Genomic DNA, 598 nt, shown 5'->3' on the forward strand with positions numbered 1-598 from the left:
TGTCCGACGGCCTGCTGGCCGACCTCGGTCATATCGCTGCACGCAGTGGTGTGGGCGCCGAAGTGGACGCCGATCTGCTGCCGGTCTCGTCTTCCCTGCGCGAATTGCTCGGCCGCGAGGGTGCACGCGAGTGCGCGCTGCGCGGTGGCGACGACTACGAACTGTGCTTCACCGCCGCTGCCGACCAGCGCGACGCGCTGCACTATCTGGCCGAATCACTGGACCTGCCACTGACCCGCATCGGCCGCATTGTCGACGGGCAAGGCGTGCAGGTGAATGGTGAAGCCACCGACGGCGGCTACCAGCACTTCGCGTGATCACATCGTACAGGTAAGCGTCCGCCCCGCAGCCACCAAAGGCCGAAGCGACGCGGGAACCAGGTTGCACGAGTGCGGTGCTCATGGGCCTACGGGCGCATCGTGGTTGCGCGGCGTGCCGTAATCGTCCAACCACTGGAAGCTCACCGTGGCCGGCATCGTCGTGCCCTGCGGCAACGGCAACCGTACCTCAGTGCCCGGCGCGATCATGTCCACGTCCAGCTTGCGGCCATCGGCCAGGGTGAGCGTGCTCAGTGTCACGTGGTAGGCGCTGGGGTTGC

The 598-nt window shown here is 67.1% G+C and carries 2 protein-coding genes; one reads left to right on the plus strand and one right to left on the minus strand.

Translation table 11 applies throughout. From position 1 onward, the window contains the following. Nucleotides 1-317: AIR synthase-related protein (locus AAE045_RS23845; RefSeq protein ID WP_455549776.1), on the plus strand; the 317-nt coding region annotated here is incomplete at its 5' end. Nucleotides 318-398: 81 nt separating this feature from the next. Here AAE045_RS23845 and AAE045_RS23850 read toward each other — a convergent pair. Continuing rightward, a partial coding sequence (locus tag AAE045_RS23850) for a fimbrial biogenesis chaperone (RefSeq protein ID WP_455549777.1) occupies nucleotides 399-598 on the minus strand: 200 nt, incomplete at its 5' end.

This window comes from Dryocola clanedunensis, assembly GCF_038405435.1.
Lineage (GTDB): Bacteria > Pseudomonadota > Gammaproteobacteria > Enterobacterales > Enterobacteriaceae > Dryocola > Dryocola clanedunensis_A.